This window comes from Algibacter sp. (genome assembly GCF_029245835.1).
In the GTDB taxonomy this organism is placed as follows: Bacteria; Bacteroidota; Bacteroidia; order Flavobacteriales; family Flavobacteriaceae; genus Algibacter_B.
In genome coordinates, this window is the sequence record NZ_JAQWOO010000015.1 from 60,255 (window position 1) to 77,355 (window position 17,101).

Annotated in this window: 10 protein-coding genes and 1 tRNA gene; 4 read left to right on the forward strand and 7 right to left on the reverse strand. The window is 34.2% G+C overall.

The features are described from left to right. Nucleotide 1 precedes the first annotated feature (1 nt). The 3 genes from nrfD to P8K68_RS02195 all read right to left on the reverse strand — a co-directional run bounded on the left by nrfD (nucleotide 2) and on the right by P8K68_RS02195 (nucleotide 6,210). Nucleotides 2-1,723: an NrfD/PsrC family molybdoenzyme membrane anchor subunit gene (gene nrfD / locus P8K68_RS02185; RefSeq protein ID WP_300247746.1), complete on the reverse strand. Its 1,722-nt coding sequence runs from the start codon at nucleotides 1,721-1,723 to the stop codon at nucleotides 2-4. Nucleotides 1,724-1,751: 28 nt separating this feature from the next. Continuing rightward, nucleotides 1,752-4,844, reverse strand: a complete 3,093-nt coding sequence (locus tag P8K68_RS02190; RefSeq protein WP_300247748.1) for a TAT-variant-translocated molybdopterin oxidoreductase — start codon at nucleotides 4,842-4,844, stop codon at nucleotides 1,752-1,754. Nucleotides 4,845-4,917: 73 nt separating this feature from the next. Then, nucleotides 4,918-6,210: a c-type cytochrome gene (locus P8K68_RS02195; protein ID WP_300247768.1), complete on the reverse strand. Its 1,293-nt coding sequence runs from the start codon at nucleotides 6,208-6,210 to the stop codon at nucleotides 4,918-4,920. 448 nt (nucleotides 6,211-6,658) lie between these two features. Here P8K68_RS02195 and P8K68_RS02200 point away from each other — a divergent pair, with 448 nt between their 5' ends. Further along, nucleotides 6,659-6,910 (forward strand): SPOR domain-containing protein, encoded by a 252-nt coding sequence (locus P8K68_RS02200; RefSeq protein ID WP_300247750.1) that lies wholly within the window; start codon nucleotides 6,659-6,661, stop codon nucleotides 6,908-6,910. Between the two features lie 77 nt (nucleotides 6,911-6,987). On the opposite strand, the gene infB is transcribed toward P8K68_RS02200, so the two are convergent. The 3 genes from infB to rimP form a co-directional block, all read right to left on the reverse strand. Then, nucleotides 6,988-9,738, reverse strand: a complete 2,751-nt coding sequence (gene infB, locus P8K68_RS02205; RefSeq protein WP_300247752.1) for a translation initiation factor IF-2 — start codon at nucleotides 9,736-9,738, stop codon at nucleotides 6,988-6,990. A 78-nt stretch (nucleotides 9,739-9,816) separates the two neighbouring features. Beyond that, nucleotides 9,817-11,049 carry a transcription termination factor NusA gene (nusA, locus tag P8K68_RS02210; protein ID WP_300247754.1) on the reverse strand — a complete coding sequence of 411 codons (1,233 nt, stop codon included), beginning with the start codon at nucleotides 11,047-11,049 and terminating at the stop codon, nucleotides 9,817-9,819. Between the two features lie 10 nt (nucleotides 11,050-11,059). After that, nucleotides 11,060-11,521, reverse strand: a complete 462-nt coding sequence (gene rimP / locus P8K68_RS02215) for a ribosome assembly cofactor RimP (RefSeq protein WP_300247756.1) — start codon at nucleotides 11,519-11,521, stop codon at nucleotides 11,060-11,062. A 134-nt stretch (nucleotides 11,522-11,655) separates the two neighbouring features. Between rimP and P8K68_RS02220 the strand changes: the two genes are divergently transcribed. Beyond that, complete coding sequence (locus tag P8K68_RS02220) at nucleotides 11,656-12,480, forward strand: universal stress protein (protein ID WP_300247758.1); 825 nt, start codon at nucleotides 11,656-11,658, stop codon at nucleotides 12,478-12,480. A 183-nt stretch (nucleotides 12,481-12,663) separates the two neighbouring features. Here P8K68_RS02220 and P8K68_RS02225 read toward each other — a convergent pair. Beyond that, nucleotides 12,664-12,736: transfer RNA gene (locus P8K68_RS02225), tRNA-Gln, on the reverse strand. A gap of 193 nt (nucleotides 12,737-12,929) precedes the next feature. Between P8K68_RS02225 and P8K68_RS02230 the strand changes: the two genes are divergently transcribed. Continuing rightward, nucleotides 12,930-16,241, forward strand: coding sequence for a DUF2723 domain-containing protein (locus tag P8K68_RS02230; RefSeq protein WP_300247760.1), 3,312 nt, complete (start codon nucleotides 12,930-12,932; stop codon nucleotides 16,239-16,241). A gap of 44 nt (nucleotides 16,242-16,285) precedes the next feature. Then, nucleotides 16,286-16,930 (forward strand): polysaccharide deacetylase family protein, encoded by a 645-nt coding sequence (locus tag P8K68_RS02235; RefSeq protein ID WP_366143721.1) that lies wholly within the window; start codon nucleotides 16,286-16,288, stop codon nucleotides 16,928-16,930. Nucleotides 16,931-17,101 lie beyond the last annotated feature (171 nt).

Consider the following 17,101-nt stretch of genomic DNA (forward strand, 5'->3'; position numbering starts at 1 on the left):
TTTAGTTTATTAATTTTTTAGCTTGTCCTGCCCAATCATCACGTTCTGCTCTTCCAGGGAAAGATTCAGTAATCGAGTCTAACAAATCATATTCTTTTTTTGTCATCTTACTAACTTGAAGGAACGTATAAATACCTATGCTATTTAATACACCCTCCATTTTAGGTCCAACACCACTTATTCTCTTTAAATCATCAGCAGTTTGAGTAGCCGGGTCAAAAGCGCCTATACTTCCAAGTAAGTTACTCACTTTATCTGAATTATTATCAGTAGAAGTTTCCGTTTTTGCAACAATATTGCCAGATGTTCTAGCATCAGCACCTGTTCCTACTAAACTGTTCCCAGCTTCTCTAATGTTTTTATAACGTTCTCCAGATGATTTTAAAATCGTTTTTACTTCCGCTTGAGCGATAACAGGGAATGTTCTAGAGTATAATAAGAACAATACAAAGAAAAATCCAATGGTTCCAATGAAAATTCCAATATCTACAAATGTTGGTGAGAACATGGTCCATGATGATGGTAAGTAATCTCTATGTAACGAGGTTACAATGATTACAAAACGCTCAAACCACATCCCAATATTTACCACAATTGATATAAAGAATGAGAACATGATACTTGTTCTTAATTTTTTGAACCACATAAATTGTGGAGAAAACACGTTACAAGTCATCATCGCCCAATATGCCCACCAGTAAGGACCGGTTGCTCTGTTTAAGAACGCATATTGTTCGTATTCTACACCAGAATACCAAGCAATAAATAACTCTGTAATATATGCAACACCTACTATTGAACCTGTAATCATGATTACGATGTTCATTAATTCGATGTGTTGTACGGTGATATAATCTTCAAGATTACATACTTTCCGCATAATAATAAGGAGCGTATTTACCATGGCAAATCCTGAGAATACCGCACCAGCAACAAAGTATGGTGGAAAAATCGTTGTATGCCAACCTGGAATAACTGATGTTGCGAAATCAAACGATACAATAGTATGTACAGAAAGTACTAATGGTGTTGCTAAACCAGCAAGAACTAAAGAAACTTCTTCAAAACGTTGCCAATCTTTTGCTCTACCAGACCAACCGAAACTCAATAAAGAATATATTTTCTTCTGAAAAGGTTTAATTGCTCTATCTCTTAGCATGGCGAAATCTGGTAGTAAACCTGTCCACCAAAATACTAATGACACTGATAAATAGGTAGAAATCGCGAACACATCCCAAAGTAAAGGGGAGTTAAAGTTGACCCATAACGAACCAAATTGATTTGGAATTGGTAATACCCAGTATGCTAACCAAGGCCGACCCATGTGAATGATTGGAAATAATCCCGCTTGAATTACTGAAAAAATGGTCATCGCTTCAGCAGAACGGTTTATGGCCATCCTCCATTTTTGACGGAATAATAAAAGTACAGCGGAAATCAATGTTCCTGCATGACCAATACCAACCCACCAAACGAAGTTAGTAATATCCCAAGCCCAACCTACGGTCTTGTTTAAACCCCAAGTTCCAATACCTGTAGATATTGTGTATAAGATACATCCAATCCCCCAAAGGAAAGCTACAAGTGCTATAGAAAATACTATCCACCATTGCTTATTTGCTTTTCCTTCTACAGGTTTAGCCACATCCACAGTTACGTCGTGGTATGATTTTTCGCCTGTAACTAAAGGTCTTCTAATAGGTGCTTCGTAATGAGACGCCATAATTATATAATTGATTCTTTAATTAAATTTATGCTTCAGTTGTATTTCTCACTTTAGTATGGTACTGCACGTTAGGCTTTGTACCAACACTTTCTAACAAGTGATACATACGGTCATCTTTTAAAAGTTTTGCAACTTTACTATCTTTATCATTGATATCTCCAAAACTCATAGCTCCATTGCTACATGCTGCAGAACAAGCGGTTTGGAATTCTCCATCTTTAATTTCGCGTCCATCACGTTTTGCGTCAAGAATTGTTTTTTGTGTTTTTTGAATACACATAGAACATTTTTCCATTACTCCACGAGAACGAACTGTTACATCAGGATTTAATACCATTCGACCTAAATCATCATTCATATGATAATCGAACTCATCATTTCCATTATATAAGAACCAGTTGAAACGACGAACTTTATAAGGACAGTTGTTTGCACAGTATCTAGTACCTACACAACGGTTATATGCCATATGGTTTTGACCTTGACGACCATGAGACGTTGCAGCCACAGGACAAACAGTTTCACAAGGTGCATGGTTACAATGCTGGCACATTACTGGTTGAAATACTACTTGAGGATTCTCAGAAGCATTTTCCAATTCGCCAAATTCACTTAACGAACTTCCTAATCCAGAAATATCATCTTTTTTATTATCATCACCAGAAAAAGATTCTTCAGATGAATAATATCTATCAATACGTAACCAGTGCATATCACGACTAGTACGCACTTCAGTTTTACCAACTACAGGTACATTATTTTCTGCATGACAAGCAATAACACAAGCCCCACATCCTGTACACGCATTTAAATCGATTGATAAGTTAAAGTGATGCCCAATTGAACGATCAAATTCATCCCATAAATCAACCTCTGGAGATGTTACTGGAGTCTCTACGTGATTTAAAGATACTGTAGGTACTTTATTCCAAACATCTCTATCTTTTGTGTTGAATATCTCTAAGGTTGTTTCGTGGACAATATCTCCACGTCCCATTAAGGTATTGTGTAACTGTACTGAAGCGAATTCATGCTCACCACCAGCAACTTCAATCGTTACATCCTGAACGTTATTAAAGTTTTGATAAAAGGCATAAGCATTAACGCCTGTTTGCATTTCTTCTTTTAACCCTAGTGTTTTTCCGTAACCCAAAGCTAACCCAACAGAACCTTTTGCTTGCCCTGGTTGAATCATTACAGGAACTTTTAAAGTTGTTCCACTTACTGTAACATTTGCATAACTACCGTTTAATGCGCCGTTTGCAACGTGAGTATTCGTTAAACCTTTCTCATCAGCATCAGCTTTTGAAATGGTTAAATAATTATCCCAAGATGTTCTTGTTAAAGGGTCTGGAAATTCTTGTAACCAAGGGTTATTGGCTTGCTGCCCATCACCCATACCTACTTTAGTATATAAAGTTAATTCTAATCCATTTGATTTTGCAGAAGATGCTAGAGCTCTAGGCGCATTTCCTGAGGGTGCTTCTGCTGAATCTTCAGTAACTGAAGTGTCTTCTGTTTCAGTAGCAATCGTTCCAATAAAAACACCATCATGTAATGCTGTGTTGAAAGAACTTCCTCCTAAAATTCCAGTTCCCCAGGCCTCTTTAATATAATCATGGTAGGAAACATCATTTCCTGTCCATTTTAATAAAGCCTCTTGAAATTGTCTGGTATCAAATAAAGGACGAATTGTTGGTTGCGTTAACGCATAATGTCCTTTCTTAATTTCGACATCGCCCCAAGATTCTAAGTAATGTGGTGCTGCTGCAATATATTGTGATTCTGAAGACGTTTCGTCTACTTTCATAGAAAACGTTACAGATAATTCTACTTTTTTCAATCCTTGAGTAAAATCTGAAGCATTTGGTAAAGTGTAAACTGGATTTACACCACTCATGATAAGTGCTCCAACACGACCCGCTTTCATATCATCAACTAACCTAGCTACAGCAGCATCGCTACCTTGTCTTGTTTTAATTGGAGATGTTTTATCAAAAGCTTTGCTTCCTAAAACTTCATTTATTTCTAGAGCAATGGTTTGTGCATTTATATCTTGAATGCCTGTTACTACTAAACCTTTACTTCCTGCTTTTTTAAGTTGAGAAGCTGCTTTTTTAACAGCATCTTCGATATTTGCAGGCAAAGTACCTGAAACAGAACCACCAACAACATAACTATATAATTTAGCTAAAGCTAATTTTTGTTGTGTTGGAGTTAATGGCACACGTTTATCAGCATTCGCACCAGTTAAAGACATATTAGACTCAAACTGAACATGCCTTGACATTTTACCATGATCTGGAATTCTATTTTTAGAATACCCAGAATCAAAACCGCCTCCTTGCCAATCTCCTAAGAAATCTGCACCAATAGAAACGATAGTCATTGCTTTAGAAAAATCGTAATTAGCTAATCCGCGTTCTCCATATTTAGCTTGGTATGCATCAAGTGCAGTCGATTCTGAAACCGCATCGTAAACCACATGACTAACATTACCATATTTCTCCTTAAACTCTGTAATTAACTTACTTGTAGAAGGACTAGCAAATGTTTGTGTAAGTAAAACAATGCTTTTATTAGCCGCAGCAATATCAGTTAATTTTTTTGTGGTTTCAGCATCAAAGTCACTCCAAGAAATAGAAGTTTTACCTTTTTTAGGCCCTTGAACTCTTAAGCTATCATATAAACCTAAAACAGAAGCATTTACTCTAGCATTTGCACTACCATTGGTAGCTGCCATTGTATTATTTTCAATTTTAATTGGACGACCTTCACGAGTTCTAACTAAAACACTAGCGAAATCAAAACCATCTGCAATTGTTGTTGCATAATAGTTAGCAACACCAGGAATAATCTCAGTGGGTTGCACTATATAAGGTATTGATTTTTTTACAGGACCTTCACAAGCAGCTAATGAGGCTGCTGCAGTACTAAATCCTACATATTTTAAGAAATCGCGACGTGTTGTAGATGTTGCCTCTAATGTATCTTTATCACCTAAAAATTCATCAGTAGGAATCTCTGCTACAAACTCGTTTTGTTTTAGCGTCTCAACAATAGAGCTATTTTCGTTTAGCTCTTCAACACTTTTCCAGTATTTCTTGTTTGATGACATATTATATAATTGAATTACTTCTTATTAATTTTTTTACACTTCGACTCAACTCGGTGAGACAATAGTTTTATTCTTAATAGTGACACTTACCACATTCCAGACCTCCCATTTGAGCAGCTGTTAAATTTTCTACACCATACTTCTTGGATAACTCTTCATGTATTTTTGTATAGTAAGCATTGTCTTTAACATCAATATTTGTTTCTCTGTGACAATTAATACACCAACCCATAGTTAATGGTGCATGTTGATACAACACTTCCATTTCTTCAACAGGGCCATGACATGTTTGACATTCTACACCGGCAACTGTAACGTGTTGTGAGTGGTTAAAATACGCAAAATCAGGTAAGTTATGAATACGCACCCATTTAACTGGCTGAGATTCACCAGTATATTTTTGTTCAGCATCATCCCATCCTACAGCTGCATATAGTTTTTTGATTTCACCATCATAGAATTCTTTAGAATATTCTGCTGAAGTCTCACCATTGTACTCATATATTGATTTATGACAGTTCATACATACATTTAATGATGGAATCCCTGAATGCTTACTTACTCGTGCAGAGGAATGACAGTATTTACAATCAATACCATTATCACCAGCATGAATTTTATGAGAATAATGAATTGGCTGTACTGGCTGATACCCTTGATCTACTCCTATTTGGGATAAATAGCCATAAACAAAATACGCACTAGATAGTAAGAAAAATATCGCTACAACAATCATTAAAAATTGATTCTGAACAAAAGCTTTCCATAATGGCGTTCTTGCAGAAGACTCAGGCAAATCAATACCTTGAGCATTTGCAAAACGACGCAATGTTTTGTTTACTAAATATAATCCTGCTGCTAACAGAATAAATAAAATAGCTAAAGCTCCTAAAATAATTTCGTTTGAAATACCATTTGAAGCATCTGCTGTTTGGGCTCCTCCAACTGGGGCAGCAGCTTCAGCAGGCGCTTTTTTTTCTTCAGCTGTATAAGCTAAAATATTATTTAAATCATCGTCTGATAACTGAGGGAAAGCGGTCATTGCTGCTCCACCATACTCATTGTAAATTTTGTTAGCGTAAGCATCCCCAGATTTAATCATACCCGCACTGTTACGAATCCAAGCATAAAGCCACTCTCTGTCTAGCCCTTCTTCTTCAGACAAACGAGTCTCCACATTTCGTAATGCAGGACCAGTCATTTTCTTATCTAATTTATGACAAGCAGCACAATTGGCATTAAATAATGATTTTCCTTTTGCTGGATCTCCTTCTTGAGCTGAAAGAGCCGTTGTAAATGCTAATAAAAAAACTAAGCTTAAACGAAGAAAGTTTTTACTTAATTTACGGTGAATCACCTTTCTCATATTGTTGGTCAAATTAACTTCTAAACTTTGGTATGGTTTTTTCATTATGATAAATGGAAAAATATACAGTTAAAAAAATCTCTTGCAAAAGTAATATTAAAAGTCCATTTTAGAAATGTTAGATAAGTGTTAATTGGTAATTTAGAGAGATTCTAAATAATAAAAAGACCCTCAATTTAGTTTATAACATATACATTTGTATAAATCATTTTGTTAATGAAACATCTAACATAAAATCAAGTGTCGATTAAGAAATGATTATGAAGATTTTATAAATGAAGAACAAACAAAATTTAGATACACACACATGAAACCATTGAATTTAAAAATTATTTTTTTATGCCTTATATGTTTTATATTAAGTTCAACATCCAGCTTTTCCCAACAAGGAAATGTAACTATAAATCAAGATAAACATATCAATTTATTATTGGACTTGAAAAAGCAAATGAATAAAAATGATACCGATTCTGATCGTTACAAAGTACAAATTTATTCGGGAAATCGTTCTGGAGCCTATGATGCTCAGGAAGAATTTAGTAGTTCTTTTGGTAATTGGGATCCTTCTATGCAGTACGAAACTCCAAACTTTAAAATTTGGGCAGGAAATTTTAGAACACGCTTAGAGGCTGATAGAGCTTTAAAAAAGATTAAGAAAAAATTTCCAAATGCTTTTATTTTTAAACCGAAAAAAAGCTAAAATTTAATAATTCAAGAAACTTTTTAAAACAAAAAAAACGAACCCATTGAGTTCGTTTTTTTAAAAAATTCATCTTATTATTTTAATTTCTTCTTAACCTCTACCTCATGGAAGGCTTCAATGATATCTCCTTCTTTAATATCGTTATAGTTTTTAATTTGCATACCACAATCGTATCCTTTTGATACTTCTTTGGCATCATCTTTAAATCGTTTTAAAGAGGCTAATTCGCCTGTAAAAACAACAACTCCATCTCTTATTAATCGAATTCCAGAGTTTCTCATTATCTTACCATTAGTCACCATACACCCTGCAATAGTTCCAACTTTAGAGACTTTAAACATTTCTCTAATTTCAGCTGTACCCGTAATTTCTTCTTTAAGCTCTGGAGATAACATACCTTCCATAGCATCTTTAAGATCATTAATGGCATCATAGATAATGGAGTATGTTCTGATATCAATTTCTTCTTTATCAGCGATACTTCTTGCATTTCCAACTGGTCGCACATTAAATCCAACGATAATAGCATCAGAAGCCGAGGCTAATAACACATCACTTTCTGTAATGGCTCCAACACCTTTATGTAAAATATTTACTTGAATTTCTTCAGTAGAGAGCTTCTGGAATGAATCTGTTAATGCTTCCACAGAACCATCCACATCACCTTTAAGAATAATATTTAATTCTTGGAAATCACCAAGTGCAATACGACGTCCGATTTCATCAAGAGTAATATGACGTTGTGTTCTAACAGATTGTTCGCGTTGCAATTGCGCACGTTTTGAAGCAATTTGTTTCGCTTCACGTTCATCTGCAAATACGTTAAATTTATCACCTGCTTGAGGTGCTCCATCTAAACCTAAAATAGAAACCGGTGTTGAAGGACCCGCAGAAATAACATCATTACCACGTTCATCATGCATCGCTTTTATTTTACCGCTATGCTGTCCTGCTAACACGTAATCACCTACTTTTAAGGTTCCTGCTTGTACTAATATAGTTGACACATAACCACGTCCTTTATCTAAAAACGCTTCTACAACCGTGCCTATTGCAGGTTTATCTGGATTTGCTTTAAGCTCTAATAATTCTGCTTCAAGCAATACTTTTTCTAATAATTCTTTTACTCCTGTACCAACTTTAGCTGATATGTCATGAGATTGCACTTTTCCTCCCCAATCTTCAACTAAAAGATTCATTTGTGCTAGTCCATCTTTAATTTTCTCAGGATTAGCGGCAGGTAAATCGATTTTATTAATTGCAAAAACGATAGGTACTCCAGCGGCTTGCGCATGCGAAATAGCCTCTTTAGTTTGCGGCATAATATCATCATCAGCAGCAGCTACAATAATAGCGATATCTGTAACTTGAGCACCACGTGCACGCATGGCTGTAAAGGCTTCGTGACCTGGAGTATCTAAAAATGCTATTTTTTGACCATTTTCTAATTGAACACCATAAGCACCAATATGCTGTGTTATTCCACCAGATTCTCCTGCGATTACATTTTCTTCACGTATATAATCTAGAAGTGATGTTTTACCATGATCTACGTGACCCATTACCGTAACAATTGGCGCACGAGGTTTTAAGTCTTCTGGTTTGTCGACAAATTCTTCAATAGATTCTTCAATATCAGCAGTAACAAATTCTACCTGATATCCAAATTCATCAGCAACTATAGTTAACGTTTCCGCATCTAAACGCTGATTCATAGTTACCATCATACCAAGCGACATACATGCCGAAATAATTTCAGTAACACCAACATCCATCATAGTGGCCATTTCACTAGCTGTAACAAACTCAGTTACTTTAATGATTTTGCTTTCAGCTGCTTCGATTTGTTGATCGATTTCTGTCTGCTCTCTATGCTTATCTCTTTTATCTCTTCTGTTTTTAGCGCCTCTTCCTTTGCTCGATTTACCTTGCAGTTTTTCAAGTGTTTCGCGCACTTGTTTTTTCACATCTTCTTCAGAAGGCTCTTCTTTAACTATATTTCGACGCCCTTGTCCTGGTTTCCCTTTAAAACGATCATTTCCTCCAGTTCTTGGAGCACCAGGTTTATTGTTTCCAGATTGAGGTGCACCAGCTTTACTGATTCTACGGCGCTTTCTTTTATTTGCATCTCCAGTCTTTGCAGCAGGTTTTTTATCCTCTTTTTTCTTTTTAGGCTTATTAAACTTTGATAAATCAATTTTATCTCCAGCTATTTTTGGGCCTGTAAGTTTTTTATATTGCGTTGTTACTTTTTCATCTGGCGTTACTAACTCACCGTCAATAACAACTTGTTTTAGGTTGGATTTTGGAGTTGCTTCTTCCTTATCTATAGATTTCTCTTCAGTTTTCTCTTCAGTTTTAGGTGTTTCCGTTTTTACAACATTTTCCTTAACCACTTCCTTTACTTCCTCTACAACTGGTTTTTTAAGCTCAACAGGTTTTTCTTCAACTTTCTTTTTTGGACCTAAATCTATTTTTCCAACAGTTTTAGGACCTGAAAGTTCTGCCGAAGCTTTAACCACTTCCTCCTGCTTAGCTTTTTCTCTGGCTTCTTGGGCTTTTTGCTTAGCTTCTAATTCTTTTTCACGCTTAATTCGTAAATCTTCCTTTTCTTTTAGCTTCGCTTCGCTTACTTCTTGAGACTTTACTTTCTTATTAGCATCCGTCTCAAATTCATCTGAAAGAAGGTTGTAAGTTTCCTCAGAAATTTTTGTAGTGGGACGCTTCTCTATTTCTACACCTTTAGAATCCAAAAATTCTACGGCACGATCTAGAGAGATATTAAGCTCACGTAATACTTTATTTAATCTAATTGTTTCAGCCATAAATCGCCTTTAAAAATACTCAAAATATATACATTATACCAATTAAGGCATAAAATCATGCAAATTTGCACTTATTTATTATTCTTCAAATTCTTCTTTCAGAATTCTAATCACATCTTGAATCGTTTCCTCTTCCAAGTCTGTTCGCTTTACAAGGTCTTTTACATCTTGCTCTAAAATACTCTTAGCAGTATCTAAACCTGCTTTACTAAACTCTTCAATAATCCAGCCTTCAATTTCGTCAGTGAACTCACGTAATTCAACATCTTCTTCAGCGCCTTCTCTAAATACATCAATTTCATAACCTGTTAGTTGTCCTGCTAACCGAATGTTATGTCCCCCTCTACCAATAGCTTTACTTACCTCTTCTGGCTTAAGTATAACCTCAGCACGTTTATTTTCTTCATCTAATTTAATAGATGTAACACGTGCAGGACTCAATGCTCTAGTAATAAATAGTTGTAAGTTATTTGTATAGTTTATTACATCAATATTTTCGTTTCCTAATTCACGAACAATTCCATGAATTCTTGAACCTTTCATACCTACACAAGCGCCAACTGGATCAATTCTATCATCATAAGAATCTACAGCTACTTTTGCTTTTTCTCCAGGAATTCTCACTACGTGTTTTATGGTAATTAAACCATCAAAAACTTCTGGTATTTCTTGTTCAAATAATTTTTCTAAAAACTTAGGAGAACTTCTAGACATAATAATTGTTGGTTTTGCTCCTTTAAGCTCTACACTATCAATTACACCTCTTACATTATCCCCTTTTCTAAAAAAATCTGAAGGTATTTGTCTGTCTTTTGGTAAGACAATTTCATTGCCATCATCATCTAGCAAAATAACTGCTCTGTGACGAATATGATGTACCTCAGCCGTATATATTTCTCCTACTAAATCTTTAAATTGCTTATAGATTATGGTATTATCGTGCTCATGAATTTTAGAGATTAGGTTTTGGCGTAATGCTAAAATAGCACGTCTTCCTAAATCAAAAAGTTTCACTTCCTCAGATACATCTTCACCAACTTCAAAATCTGGCTCAATTTTTCTTGCTTCAGTTATTGAAATTTCTTGGTTAGGTTCTTCAACCTCACCATCAGCAACAACAACTCTATTTCGCCATATTTCTAAATCCCCTTTATCTGGATTAACAATAATATCAAAATTATCATCATCGCCAAATTTCTTTTTTAGGGCGCTTCTAAATACATCTTCTAAAATTGCCATTAACGTTACTCTGTCAATTAGCTTATCGTCTTTGAATTCTGAAAAAGATTCAATTAACGCGATATTTTCCATAACCTTTAAATTAAAATTTAATCATAACTTTTGCTTCTACAATATCTTCATAAGGAATATTTGCTTCCTTTTTTACAGTTACTTTGCCTTTGCCTATTGGTTTTGGCTCTCTAACTTTCCACTCTAATGTAATATTATCATCAGTTGCTTTAGTAAGTGCCCCTTCTATTTCTTCAGAAGATGTTCTTACTTTTAGTGTTCTTTTTATGTTTTTTTTATACTGGCGTTTATGTGTTAATGGAGAGGCTGCTCCAGCAGACATCACTTCTAAAGAAAAATCGTACTCTTCTCTATCTAAGTTATGTTCAATAGCTCTGCTAATAAACATGCAGTCTTCAACTAAAAGACCATGATCCCCATCTACTATGACTTTAATATGATTTTCTGTATTGATAGAAAAATCAATTAAAAACAAGTCTGGGCGTTCTATTAACGCCGTATCAAGTAATTCTGTAACTTTAGTTTTAAACATTTTAAGTATAAAAAGAGGGGACTTTTTGTCCCCTCATATCTTTAATTTCGCCTTTCAACGGTGCAAATATATAATTTTTTATTGATTTTTAAAGTAATTTTTCATAAATTTAGATACATCGCAACTTACATTTTATGAAAAAAATACTTGTTCCTACCGATTTTTCAAATCAAGCTGAAAATGCTTTAAAAGTTGCTGCTCAGTTAGCTAGAACTTATAATGCTGAAATTTACCTGTTACATATTTTGGAAATACCACTGCACGAAGTAGATGCTATGAATTCGCGAAGTGATTTACCTGAGGCTGTTTTTTTTATGAAATTGGCGCATAGAAAGTTTGAAAATATTATGGAAAAAGACTATTTGAAAGATATAAAAGTCCATGAAACGGTTGATTTTCATGACATTTTTAAAAGTGTTTTCCATAAATGTAAAAAACATGAAATTGATTTAGTGATTATGGGATCGAACGGTGTGAGTGGTTTAAAAGAAATGCTTATTGGTAGTAATACTGAAAAGGTGGTAAGAACTTCTGAAACACCTGTACTTGTTATTAAAAAAGAACATGATACTTTTAAAATAGATAATTTTGTTTTTGCTTCTGATTTTAAAGAGGAAAGTAAAGAAACCTACAAGAAAGCGATTGATTTTGCTAAAATTTTAGGTGCGAAACTACATTTACTTGTGGTTAATACACCAAACAAATTTATTACTTCTGAACATGCGACCGAGCGGATGCAAGATTTTGCGAATTCGTCAGGTTTTTCAAACTACACACTTAACATTTATAATGATGTCACTATTGAAAAAGGCATTATGAATTTTTCTCAATATATACATGCGGATTTAATTGGTATGAGTACGCATGGCAGACAGGGTATTTCTCATTTCTTTAATGGAAGTATTAGCGAGGATTTGGTAAATCATGCTAAACGCCCTGTGGTTACTTTTAAGATTTAACTTTTTTCTCGCAAAGACGCAGAGGCGCAAAGTTTTAATTTGATATTATTTTGATTTACGTAAACCTGAATTGAACTATAATTGACAGTTCTGGTTTGCGTATGCTATGATTAAAAACAAATAAAAATTATTTAAAAAAAGAAAAAGTCCTTACTTTTCAGCAAGGACTTTTATCAATTTAAGTTGGCCCAATAGGTCTCGAACCTATACTCTTTTGCACCAAAAACAAACGTGTTACCAGTTACACCATAGGCCAAAATCTCAAAAGAGAGTGCAAATTTAATATAAAAAATTCTTTGCGCAAGTTTTTTTTTGAAAAATAATCTTGAATATCTAACGTTTTTTTAAAGGCGTTGATGTTTAGCGTATATGTTAAGACAAACTAAATAGTTAGGCATCATTTCATATTTATTGTTAAATTCGCCAAAGTAAATAATATAGATATACACATGGCACATTTGAACTATAAAAAATGGAATACCATTTTAGGTTGGTTTTCTTTTTTAATAGCGCTTATTACATACAGTTTAACAGTTGAACCTACGGTAAGTTTTTGGGATGCCGGCGAGTACATTTTAACTTCGGCTAAGTTACAGGTTGGTCACCCTCCAGGAGCACCTTTATTCCAAATGCTGGGTGCGTTTTTCTCGATGTTTGCTTTAGAGCCTTCGCAAGTTGGTTTTATGATGAATATGATGAGCGCCATAGCTAGTGCATTTACCATTTTGTTTATGTTTTGGACCATTACTTTATTGCTCAAAAAGTTAGTTGGCGATAAAGATGCTATGTCTCAAGGTAAAACTATGGCTATTTTAGGTAGCGGTTTAGTTGGGAGTTTAGCGTTTGCTTTTACCGATTCGTTTTGGTTTAATGCTGCTGAAACTGAGGTTTATGCTATGGCGACTTTAATTATGGCTATACTATTCTGGTTAGGGTTACGCTGGGAAAAAGATATGGATAAACCTAGAGGAAATAGATGGTTAATTTTAATCTCATTTGTTATTGGATTATCTTTTGGTGTTCACTTTATGGGACTACTAACTATACCTGCTATTGGTCTTATTTATTATTTTAAAAATTACAAAACCGTTACTATTCAAAACTTTATTATTGCTAATATAGTTTCTGTTGGGGTTTTACTTTTTGTGTTTAAATTATTAGCGCCTAATATTCTAAGAGTTTTTAGTGCTTTTGAAGTGTTTTTTGTGAACTCCATTGGGTTACCATTCAATTCTGGTTCTATTATCGCTGGTATGGCGTTAGTAGCTATCATCTTTTATGCTTTAAAATATACACGTCAAAAAAATTACACCTATTTAAATACGGGTATTCTTTGTTTAACCTTTGTTATTATTGGGTTTTCTACTTGGTTAATGTTGCCTATTCGTGCTAATGCCAATGTGGTTATTAACGAAAACAACCCGTCTAGTGCCAGAGAATTATTGGCTTATTATAATTTAGAACAATATCCTGAAACACATTTATTTTATGGTCCACAGTTTACAGATCAATATGCTTATTTAGATGATAATAACCCTTATGTTGATGATAAGCCTAAGTATGAAAAAGACAAAGAAAAGGGCGAATATGTTGTTGTTAATGATTGGAAAAACGCTAAACAGAATTATAACTCGAAACACGCATCTATATTCCCCCGAATGTGGAGTACAGAACATGCCGAAAACTACATGATGTTTTCTGGTTTTTTAGATTTTAAGCTGAAACCAGATTATCAAATGGAAAATGAGTTACGCACAGCCGTAACAAATTTTAGAAATGATGTAGCTAGAGGTAATGTAGATTATGAAGATTATAACGATTTCTTAAAACAATTTAAGGATTATATAGATATTGAAAAACCATCATTAGCAAGTAATATTGCTTACCTTTTTGAATACCAATTGGGGTATATGTATTGGCGTTACTTTATGTGGAATTTTTCCGGAAGGCAAGATGATATTCAAGGACGATATGACAATCATGGAAACTGGATTTCTGGTATTAAACCCATAGATGAATGGCATTTAGGCATGTCTCAAGACAACCTCCCTAGTGATGTTAAAAACAATAAAGCTAGAAACACTTATTACTTATTACCACTCATTTTAGGCTTAATCGGGTTTTTCTTTTTATTCAACAAAGACAAAAAACTATTTTGGGTCATGCTTGTATTTTTCTTATTTACAGGTATCGCTATTCAAGTGTATACCAATGTGCGCCCTTTTGAACCTCGTGAACGTGATTATTCTGTAGTAGGCTCTTTTTATGTGTTTGCTTTATGGATTGGTTTTGGTGTTTTTGCTATTTATGATTCCTTTAAAAAGTATGTACCTAAAAAGCTTGCTGCTCCAATAGTTACTATTGCATGTTTAATACTAGTTCCCGGGATTTTAGCAGCAAACAATTGGGATGACCATGATAGATCTGATAAATACACCGCCAGAGCTATGGCCAAAATGTATTTAGATTCGTGTGCTGAAAACGGAATTCTATTTACCATTGGTGATAACGACACCTTTGCACTCTGGTATGCTCAAGAAATTGAAGGTTATAGAACCGATGTAAGAGTCGTAAATACAAGTCTATTTCAAACCGACTGGTACATAGATCAAATGAAGCGTAAAGCTTATGAGAGCGACCCTGTGCCCTCTCAATTAACTCATGACTTATATAAGTACGGCACGAATGATTACATTATTATTCAACCTGTAATTAATGATACTTTAGATGTTAAACAATTTTTAGATTTTGTTGCTAGTAACAACCCGAAAACAAAATACAAATACGTATTGCAACAGCAAAAAGTTGATTTATCAAAAGTAAGAAGTCAGGATGCGAATGCCACCTATTTACCTACACCTTATTTAAGAATCCCCGTAAATAAAGAAAATGCTTTAAAATCTGGTATTGTAAAGCCGGAGGATGCTGATAAGATAGTCTCAGAAATAAATATTAAAATTTCTGGAGGTGCATTGTATAAAAACCGATTATTGATGTTAGATATTGTTGCTAATAATGATTGGAAACGCCCTATTTACTTTACTGGTGGTAGTTTTGGTGATGATGATTACATCTGGATGAAAGACTATTTACAATTAGATGGCATGTGCTACAAATTAGTCCCTATTAAAACGCCAGTTGACAGGGCAAATCCTTTTGATATGGGACGTGTTGATAGCGACTTGATGTATAACAAAGTTAAAAAATGGGATTGGGGTAATAGTGGTAGCTCAGAGATTTATCATGATGTTGAAACCCGTAAAAACTCCATTACTTACAGAGGAAATTTAGCACGTTTAGCAGAGCAGTTAATTAATGAGGACAAACTTGATAAAGCTGAAGACGTAGCAGATATAGCCATGGATAACATGCCTGTTGAGTACTTTGGCTATTACACGCTTTTAGAGCCTTTTATAGGTGCTTATTACGAAGTTGGGAATAAAGAAAAAGCGCAACGTTTATTTAAAGACGTTGCTAAAAAATATCAAGAAAACCTATTTTATTACAGCAGTTTAAAAGTAGATAAGCAAGAACAATTATTTGAAGACATTTACACAGATATTCAGCGCTATAAAGGTTTAGTTGATGTTTTAATAAAATATGATATAGAATTTGCAGAAGTTGAAGGTGATGTGTTTAATAATTACTTAAGGTCTTTCAAGCATTTTTATGGCGATGATGAACCTGAAGACACCATTAGAACAGACTTAGATATACCTGCTAAAAGCGACGTACAGATAGAAAGCGATAGCTCAAATTAATCAATTTATAAGGCGTGACCTTTACACCTATAAAAACACCTTTGGTGGCTAAGAAACTATTCCCGAATTACATTTGGGATGTTTCGACTTCTGAAAAAGTGATTTATTTAACTTTTGATGATGGCCCGACTCCAGAAATAACGCATTGGACCTTAGATGTTTTAAAAACCTACAACGCCAAAGCCACTTTTTTTTGTATTGGGAATAATATTGAAAAACATCCTGAGATTTTTCAGAATATTTTAAACGCAGGACACGCTATTGGTAACCACACACAAAACCATATAAAGGGTTGGAAAACGAAGGCTAAAGATTATTTAAAAAATATTGAATTGTGTGAAACTATTTTAAAATCTCAAATTACAGATTCGTCAATAGTTAATTCAAATGCGTTAATCACAAATCTTTTCAGACCGCCATATGGTCAAATAACACCAAAACAAGGTAATGAACTTATGGCTTTGGGCTATAAAATAGTAATGTGGGATGTTTTGTCTTTTGACTGGGAAGAATCTATTGAAAAGGAAAATTGTTTAAACAATGTAATCACAAAAACGATTGCGGGTAGTATTATTGTTTTTCATGATAGCATTAAAGCTTCACGAAATATGCAATATGCGTTACCCCAAGTTTTGAAACATTTTAGCGAAAAAGGCTATTGTTTTAAAGCTTTAAATACTGCTGTTTAAAATTATCTGTGAATTTGATTTATAGTTATAATTTGCGTATTCTATGATAGAAAACAAGTAATTTCCATAAAAAATCAGGCTACAAATTTATAAGTATCTACAAAAGGGGAATCTCTATTAATAACAGCAAAGATTCGACCTATAATTTTACATCTCACATTGTTTAATACC

Coding starts and splice junctions, on each gene's coding strand:
- nrfD (WP_300247746.1), bottom strand. CDS start 1,723: ATGGCGTCTCATTACGAAGCACCTATTAGAAGACCTTTAGTTACAGGC.
- P8K68_RS02190 (WP_300247748.1), bottom strand. CDS start 4,844: ATGTCATCAAACAAGAAATACTGGAAAAGTGTTGAAGAGCTAAACGAA.
- P8K68_RS02195 (WP_300247768.1), bottom strand. CDS start 6,210: ATGAGAAAGGTGATTCACCGTAAATTAAGTAAAAACTTTCTTCGTTTA.
- P8K68_RS02200 (WP_300247750.1), top strand. CDS start 6,659: ATGAATAAAAATGATACCGATTCTGATCGTTACAAAGTACAAATTTAT.
- infB (WP_300247752.1), bottom strand. CDS start 9,738: ATGGCTGAAACAATTAGATTAAATAAAGTATTACGTGAGCTTAATATC.
- nusA (WP_300247754.1), bottom strand. CDS start 11,049: ATGGAAAATATCGCGTTAATTGAATCTTTTTCAGAATTCAAAGACGAT.
- rimP (WP_300247756.1), bottom strand. CDS start 11,521: ATGTTTAAAACTAAAGTTACAGAATTACTTGATACGGCGTTAATAGAA.
- P8K68_RS02220 (WP_300247758.1), top strand. CDS start 11,656: ATGAAAAAAATACTTGTTCCTACCGATTTTTCAAATCAAGCTGAAAAT.
- P8K68_RS02230 (WP_300247760.1), top strand. CDS start 12,930: ATGGCACATTTGAACTATAAAAAATGGAATACCATTTTAGGTTGGTTT.